General features: G+C 69.1%; 6 protein-coding genes. 2 read left to right on the top strand and 4 right to left on the bottom strand.

Going from position 1 to position 7,237, the window contains the following annotated elements:
* Positions 1-144: 144 nt before the first annotated feature.
* Positions 145-1,869: an IS1634 family transposase gene (locus AC2VNT_RS09430; protein WP_486946606.1), complete on the bottom strand. Its 1,725-nt coding sequence runs from the start codon at positions 1,867-1,869 to the stop codon at positions 145-147.
* Positions 1,870-1,896: 27 nt separating this feature from the next.
* Here AC2VNT_RS09430 and AC2VNT_RS09425 point away from each other — a divergent pair, with 27 nt between their 5' ends.
* Positions 1,897-2,268 (top strand): DUF6788 family protein, encoded by a 372-nt coding sequence (locus AC2VNT_RS09425; protein WP_486946605.1) that lies wholly within the window; start codon positions 1,897-1,899, stop codon positions 2,266-2,268.
* 55 nt (positions 2,269-2,323) lie between these two features.
* A complete protein-coding gene (locus tag AC2VNT_RS09420; protein WP_486946604.1) occupies positions 2,324-2,740 on the top strand; it encodes a pyridoxamine 5'-phosphate oxidase family protein in 417 nt (138 codons plus the stop codon).
* Here the strand turns inward: AC2VNT_RS09420 and AC2VNT_RS09415 are convergent.
* From AC2VNT_RS09415 to AC2VNT_RS09405, 3 genes are all read right to left on the bottom strand, one after another.
* Positions 2,715-4,052: a bifunctional adenosylcobinamide kinase/adenosylcobinamide-phosphate guanylyltransferase gene (locus AC2VNT_RS09415; RefSeq protein WP_486946603.1), complete on the bottom strand. Its 1,338-nt coding sequence runs from the start codon at positions 4,050-4,052 to the stop codon at positions 2,715-2,717. The genes AC2VNT_RS09420 and AC2VNT_RS09415 overlap by 26 nt on opposite strands.
* 133 nt (positions 4,053-4,185) lie before the next feature.
* Positions 4,186-5,811, bottom strand: coding sequence for a chaperonin GroEL (gene groL, locus AC2VNT_RS09410; RefSeq protein WP_486946602.1), 1,626 nt, complete (start codon positions 5,809-5,811; stop codon positions 4,186-4,188).
* Positions 5,812-6,330: 519 nt separating this feature from the next.
* Positions 6,331-7,044: a M24 family metallopeptidase gene (locus AC2VNT_RS09405; RefSeq protein ID WP_486946601.1), complete on the bottom strand. Its 714-nt coding sequence runs from the start codon at positions 7,042-7,044 to the stop codon at positions 6,331-6,333.
* Positions 7,045-7,237 lie beyond the last annotated feature (193 nt).

Raw genomic sequence — 7,237 nt, 5'->3', positions numbered from 1 at the left:
AGTCGACCTCGCCGACGATTCAACCCCTGTCGAGTCCACGGCCTGGACCGATTGGCCCCCCAAACCCGGCAAATCCGTTACCGACCCACGCACCTAGCTGACTTTCCGCACTTCTCGAACCCGTTTTGGCGCACCGGGTCTTGATCATCCGGTGTAGACGCTGTGGGGGATGTTGAGTAGGTCCAGTACGAGGGTTTGTAGTTCGGTGAGCTGTGGCGGGAAGGCCTGTACGAGGCGTCCGTGCTGGTCGAGCAGGTGGTGGCGGGCCAGTCCGGTGAAGATGTCGAGGACGCGGGCGGCGGTGGGTGCGGCGCGGCCGCGGTCTTCGGGGTAGAGCGAGAGTTGTTTGATCCCCGTGGTTTTCATCGCCTGCCTGATCTGGCGTTCGATGAGCGCGTGGATGAGCATGGCGATGAAGTGACAGCACAGCAGTGCTTCGATGCGGGCGGGATCGTGCAGGAACACCGGTGCGGCCAGCTGGGTGCCCTTCAGGTGGGCGTGGCGTTTCTCCAGGTTGGGTTGGTATTTGTAGGCGGCGAGCAGTTCAGCGCCGCTCATCTGGCGGTCGTTGCTGATCAGCGGGTAGCAGCCGTCGGAGGCCGCGTCGTGCGCGACCTGGGTCTCGTCGACGTTGTAGCCGATGCGGTGGTGGGTGCGGCTGGTTTTGCGGTAGCGGGGGTCGGGGCCGGGGCGGCCGCGTTTGTCCTGTCGGAACCGTTCTTCGACGCGTTCTTCGACGGTGACGGTGATCCAGCGGGCCGCGCCGGTTCGCTGCAGCGCCGTGGCGGCGGCCTGCTCGGCGGCGGCGGCGGTTTTGATCCGGGTCTTGGGTGAGGTCAGCCGCTGGTTGAGCTCGTCGAGTGCGGCGAGGCCGCGAGCGATGCGGTCCTCGCGGGCGGTCGCGTCGTAGCGGGTCTTGGCCGAGGAGCGCACCCAGGCCACGCGGTAGCCTTCGGCGGATGGCCAGGGCGCCTGGCAGGTGTGCCACACGTCGTTGGGGTGGCCGATGCGGGCTCCGGGTCGCCGCGCTGCCTGGACCCAGTCCGGCTCGTGGTCAACGATCCAGTCCCGAAACATCTTGTCTTCCTTGCGGGATGCCGGCAGCACCGAGATGAACCGTCCACCGCGGCGGTGGATGTGGTCCATGGTGGCGCGGGTGGCCAGCTTGCAGTCGGCCACGTAGAGGAAATCGGTGCGGCCCAGCAGCGCGACCAGCTCGTTCCAGGTGTCCACATGGGTGGTGTCGTCGTTGGTATTGCCGTCGACCACCCGGTGCGCGATCGGCACCGCCCCATCGGCGGACACGGTCAAAATCCACACCAGCTGCCTGAGGTCGGGGCGGTGGTCCTTGTTGTGCCCAAAGGTGATCGCCGCCGTGGCCTTCCCACCCCGTCTGCGCCCGTCGGCGCCCAGGTAGCGACCGGTGACGGTGACGCTGGTGGAATCGTTGTGCAGCTGCGAGCAGTCGATCGAAAACCGCTCGATCGCATCGAGCATCAGCCGGGTCAGCAAGCTGGCCCGGTCGGCGTCAAACAACCGGGCCAGCATCCGCCCGACCCGGTCGTCGTTGAGCAGCCCCCTCTCATTCTCGGCCAGCCCCAGCGACCCGGGGTCGAACGGCTCGACCCACCGGCCCAGCCCGTACACCGGCTCGTGCGCCACGGCCAGGTTGCGCACCAGAACCCCGAGCGCGGTCGCCGGCGCCAGCTTCAACCGGGCGTCGTTGTGCGGCAGGTAGGTCCCCAGCAGCTCGGCCAGCCCGAGCCGGGCGCAGAACCAGTCGATCACCGGCAGCGGGCCCAACATCGCGGTGGACAGCTCAAACGGGCCGGCCGGCGCTCCCGGTCCAATCGCCCTCCTTGCCACCATATCTTTCAACGTATACGCTGTAGGACAATGGAGGGACACCGACACGCCGTTGCGGCCGAGCCGATCCGCATTGACCCCCAGCTGGCCCAGGCGCAACAGCACCTGGCCGCCACCCTGGCCAGCATCGACTGGGCGCTGCCCGGCAGTATCGTCGAACGCCGGATGCGCTGCGGCAAACCCAACTGTCGCTGCAAAAGCGACCCCCCGCTACTGCACGGCCCCTACCTGCAGTGGACCCGCACCGTCGACGGCAAGACAGTCACCAAACTTCTCACCCCCGAACAACTCACGCGCTACCAGCCCTGGCTCGACAACGCCACCCGGCTCCGACACCTCGTCACCGAACTCGAAGCCCTCACCATCCAAGCCGTCATCAGGGCCGAAGGATGGGGCACCTAAAACGGGTTCGAGAAGTGCGGAAAGTCAGACCTAGGACGCCACTATGCTCGATTCCATGACCAGCAATGTCGATTTCGAGCAACTCGCCGAGAAGCTGGCCGGCCGCGACTACGCCTATCTGATCACCGTGATGGAGAGCGGTCATCCGAATCCGGTGCCGGTGATGCCGGTGCTGCGCGGCGACACGGTGCAGATCGGCGCGATCGGTGGCCGCAAGAGCCGATCTAACCTGGCCCGCAGCAAGGACGTCACCGTGCTGTGGCCGCCGGTCACCCCCGGCGACTACACGGTGATCGCCGACGGCGTCGCCGAGGTGACCGACCCGGGCACCCCCGGCGACGAGCAGCTGGCCAGCCTGGCCTTCGTGCCGACCCGGGCGGTGCTGATCCGGGTGGCAACCCCGGAATCACCCGGTGCCACCGCCTGCTACAGCGACTGCACGGACCTCACACGCGCCCCGCAGGGAGCGTGAGCGGCCGACCGGCCACCATCAGCACCACGCTGTCACACTGCGCGGCGAGACGCGCGTTGAGCACGCCGAGCAGGTCACGGAAGAGCCGGCCCGACGCGGTGGCCGGCACCACCCCGCTGCCCACCTCGTTGCTGACCGCGACCACCGGCGACCGGCAGGCGCGCCACGCCGCGACCAACTCGTCGATATCGGCGTGCACACCGTCCAGCGGGCCGCCGTCCCACGCCGCGTGCCGATCCATCCGGGCGGTCAGCCAGGTGCCCAGGCAGTCCAGCAACAGCGGGGCTTGCGCGGTGCGCAGCTGCTCGGCGACGTCGACGGTCTCGACGGTCCGCCACGACGCCGGGCGGCGCGCTCGATGCGCCCGCACCCGCCGCGCCCACTCCGGGTCGTCGGTCCCGGCGCCGCCGGTGGCCAGGTAGGCGACCTCGGCTTCGCCGGCCAGCAACGACTCGGCGTAGGCCGACTTGCCGGATCGGACGCCGCCGAGAACCAGGGTGCGCGTCGCCCGGCCCGCCCCGGAGCCGATCCGCACCACCTCGCCGTCACGGCCGGCCCGGGCGAGCGAATCGCCCAGCGCGGCAACCAACTCCACCTCAGCCGGATTGTGATGGCTCAGGTGCACGGCGACGACGGCGGTGGCCGCGGTGATCGCGCCGGAGCGGCGCAGCCCGGTGATGGTCTCGGCGAATGACGACAGGTCGTGGTGCTCGGTGCCGTGTCCGGTGTTTGTGCCGAACGTCTGATCGAGGAAGACCGCGTCGAACGCCGCACCGCTCAGCGCCGCACCGGTCTCGGCGGACAGCGGGCCGGTGTCGGTGGCCCACAGCATCCGCGCGTCATGCGACGAGACGTCGTACAACACCGCTTCGCCGCCCAGGTCGGCGCCGTGCGTCGCCGCCAGCACCCGGACCCGGTAGCCGCCCAGATCCAGCTCGTCGCCGGGCGCCACCGCCCGAAACGTCACCGGGTCGCCGGGTGCGACCCAGTCCCTGCACAGCTGCAGCGCGGTTGGCGGGCCGACCACGTCCAGCGGCTCGGCGGCGCCGGCCCAGTGCCGCATCAGCAGCGCGGCCGGCCCGACATGATCGGGATGGCCGTGGGTGAACAGGATCTGCCGAACGTCTGCCAGCGAACGCCCACAGCGCGCGGCGGCCCGCGGCGCCTCCGGCCCGCAGTCCAGCAGCAGCACGTCGTCGACCAAGGCGCTGGTCTGCCCGCGCACCACGCTCGCCGACGCACAGTTATCGCAGCGGCAGAACGGATTCGGCCAGCCGTCGGCGCTGCCGCTGCCCAGCAGCACGATCTCCATCTGACCTATCCTCATTGACTCTGCGTACACGGCGCGATCCACTCGCACTTCTTCGCCATGGTCGCAGAGTCAACGTCCTGGCACCGAAAAGCCCGGCCCCTCGGAAGGGACCGGGCTTTTCGATAGCCCAGACCTAGAAGTCCATGCCGCCCATGCCACCGGTCGGGTCGCCCGCCGGAGCGGCCGCCTTCTCCGGCTTGTCGGCGACGACGGCCTCGGTGGTCAGGAACAGCGCCGCGATCGATGCCGCGTTCTGCAGCGCCGAGCGGGTCACCTTCACCGGGTCGGCGACGCCGGCCTTGAGCAGGTCCTCGTACTCGCCGGTGGCGGCGTTCAGGCCGACCCCGTGCTTGGAGTTGCGGACCTTCTCGGCCACCACGCCCGGCTCCAGCCCGGCGTTGAAGGCGATCTGCTTCAGCGGAGCCTCCAACGCCACCTTGACGATGTTGGCACCGGTGGCCTCGTCGCCGTCCAGCTTCAGCGCGTCCAGCGACGGCGCCGCCTGCAGCAGGGTCACGCCACCACCGGCGACGATGCCCTCCTCGACGGCGGCCTTGGCGTTGCGCACCGCGTCCTCGATGCGGTGCTTGCGCTCCTTGAGCTCCACCTCGGTGGCCGCACCCGCCTTGATCACCGCGACGCCGCCGGCCAGCTTGGCCAGCCGCTCCTGCAGCTTCTCCCGGTCGTAGTCGGAGTCGCTGTTCTCGATCTCGGTGCGGATCTGGGCCACCCGGCCGGCGATGGCGTCGGAGTCACCGGCGCCCTCGACGATGGTGGTCTCGTCCTTGGTGACGACGATCTTGCGGGCCTTGCCGAGCAGGGCGATGTCGGCGCTCTCCAGCGACAGGCCGACCTCCTCGCTGATCACCTGACCGCCGGTGAGGATCGCCATGTCCTGCAGCATCGCCTTGCGCCGGTCGCCGAAGCCCGGGGCCTTGACCGCGACCGACTTGAAGGTGCCGCGGATCTTGTTGACGACCAGGGTGCTCAAAGCCTCGCCCTCGACGTCCTCGGCGATGATCAGCAGCGACTTGCCGGCGCCGATGACCTTCTCCAGCAGCGGCAGCAGGTCCTTGACGGTGGACACCTTGGAGCTGACCAGCAGGATGTACGGGTCCTCCAGGACGGCTTCCTGACGGTCCGCGTCGGTGACGAAGTAGCCCGAGATGTAGCCCTTGTCGAAGCGCATACCCTCGGTGAGCTCCAGCTGCAGGCCGAAGGTGTTGGACTCCTCGACGGTGATCACACCCTCGTTGCCGACCTTGTCCATCGCCTCGGCGATCAAGTCGCCGATCGACTGGTCGCCGGCGGAGATGCCCGCGGTGGCCGCGATCTGCTCCTTGGTCTCGACCTCCTTGGCGCCCTTGAGCAGCACCTCGGTGACGTGCTCGGTGGCCTTCTCGATGCCGCGCTTCAGCGCCAGCGGGTTGGCGCCGGCGGCCACGTTACGCAGGCCCTCCTTGACCAGCGCCTGGGCCAGCACGGTGGCCGTGGTGGTGCCGTCACCGGCGACGTCGTCGGTCTTCTTGGCGACCTCTTTGACCAGCTCGGCGCCGATCTTCTCGTAGGGGTCCTCCAGCTCGATCTCCTTGGCGATGGAGACACCGTCGTTGGTGATGGTGGGGGCGCCCCACTTCTTCTCCAGCACGACGTTGCGGCCCTTGGGCCCCAGCGTCACCTTTACCGCGTCGGCGAGGCTGTTCAGGCCTCGCTCCAGGCCGCGACGGGCCTCTTCGTCGTACGCAATCTGCTTAGCCATTGCGAAGTGATTCCTCCGGATTTGGGGCTGACGTCTGTGGCCGGGAGCAGTGCCCGCGACGGACGACCGTGGTTGTCTTGAACCCGGTCTCACCGTCCCGACCTAGCACTCACGGGTTGCGAGTGCTAGGTCATTCTTAGCACTCGCCTATAGAGAGTGCAAGGTCGGGTCCGGGCCGCTCGTCAGGTCCCGGGGATCCACACGAACAGCTCCACCCGGTCCGTGTTACCGGTCAGCATCAGCGTCTTGCCGCCCATCGGGGTGCCGTTCCACTGATCGGTCACAGGGCGACTCACCGAGCCGACGTGCCGTCCCTTCGTCGTTGTCGCCCTGGTGGCTCCGCTCCGCCCGCACCGCCCGTCAGGCCGAACATGACGGCGACGCACGCCACCCCCGCGGCCACCGGCGCCACCCGCCACCCGCCACCCGGAGAGTCGATGCTGCCACCGGGTCAGACCCAGCGCGAGCAGCCCGGCGAGGACCACCAGCAGCAGCACCCCGCCAGAAGCAGAAACACGGCTATCCCGCTTCCGGGCGCAAGTCCAGCAGCTCCTCGTGGAAGCCGCCGAACCCGCGACCCCGGTCCACCAGGTGCACTTCCAGAATCCAGTGGCAGACCCGTCCGGTGCGCTCGGTGCGCCGCATCGGCCGATCCGACCCCGGCGTGATGTAGCAGTCCACCTCGTTGCCGCTGATTTTCTTGTGCGGGAACTCCCCCACCAGGTGCCCGGCGATGGCGGCGCCGAACTCGAAGCCGGCGCCCCGGGCCAGCTCTACGACGTGCTGATACAGCTGCGCGCCGGTCACCTCCGGGGTGGCGTCGAAGAACGACCGCCCGGCCCGCCACACCCCCGGAAGCGCGTCGCGCAGCGCCAGCTTGGCCGGGTCGTCGCCGAGGACGAAGGTGCGGCCGAAGTCGGCCTCCCATTCGGCGAAGATCGGGCCCAGGTCGCAGAAGACGATGTCGTCGGCGGCGATCACCCGGTCCGGCGGGTGGGCGTGGAACGGCTGCAGGGTGTTCTGCCCGGCCCGCACGATCCGTCGGTGCCAGTTCCGGGTCACCCCGAACATCGCCGCGGCCAGCTCGTTGATCTCGTCGGAGAGCGCCCGCTCGCCGACGCCGGGCCGCACCAGCTGACGGCATTGGATCTCGGCGAAGAGCTGCGCCGCTTTGTCCTGGGCGTCCAGCAGCCGCTCGACGCGAACGGATTCCTCGGCGACCGGACCGGACACGCCACCGATGCTAGGGCAACGCCGGGTTGCGCGACCCGCGCGATCGGTTGCCCTAGGCTGCATCTCGACCAGATAGGAGACCTCGGGTGCCGGCAGTCGATGCGCCCAGCACCCGGGCGATGCGGGGCTGGCAACGTCGGGCACTGGTGCGCTATCTGACCGCCCGGCCACGTGATGTCCTGATGGTGGCCAC

The organism is Mycobacterium sp. TH-M15 (assembly GCF_057473705.1).
Note: the sequence above shows the minus strand (reverse complement) of the source record. Positions and strands in the feature narration are given on the sequence as shown.

Excerpts from the sequence above, each read along its gene's own strand:
- AC2VNT_RS09430 (WP_486946606.1), bottom strand. The coding sequence starts at position 1,869 with ATGGTGGCAAGGAGGGCGATTGGACCGGGAGCGCCGGCCGGCCCGTTT.
- AC2VNT_RS09425 (WP_486946605.1), top strand. The coding sequence starts at position 1,897 with ATGGAGGGACACCGACACGCCGTTGCGGCCGAGCCGATCCGCATTGAC.
- AC2VNT_RS09420 (WP_486946604.1), top strand. The coding sequence starts at position 2,324 with ATGACCAGCAATGTCGATTTCGAGCAACTCGCCGAGAAGCTGGCCGGC.
- AC2VNT_RS09415 (WP_486946603.1), bottom strand. The coding sequence starts at position 4,052 with ATGGAGATCGTGCTGCTGGGCAGCGGCAGCGCCGACGGCTGGCCGAAT.
- groL (WP_486946602.1), bottom strand. The coding sequence starts at position 5,811 with ATGGCTAAGCAGATTGCGTACGACGAAGAGGCCCGTCGCGGCCTGGAG.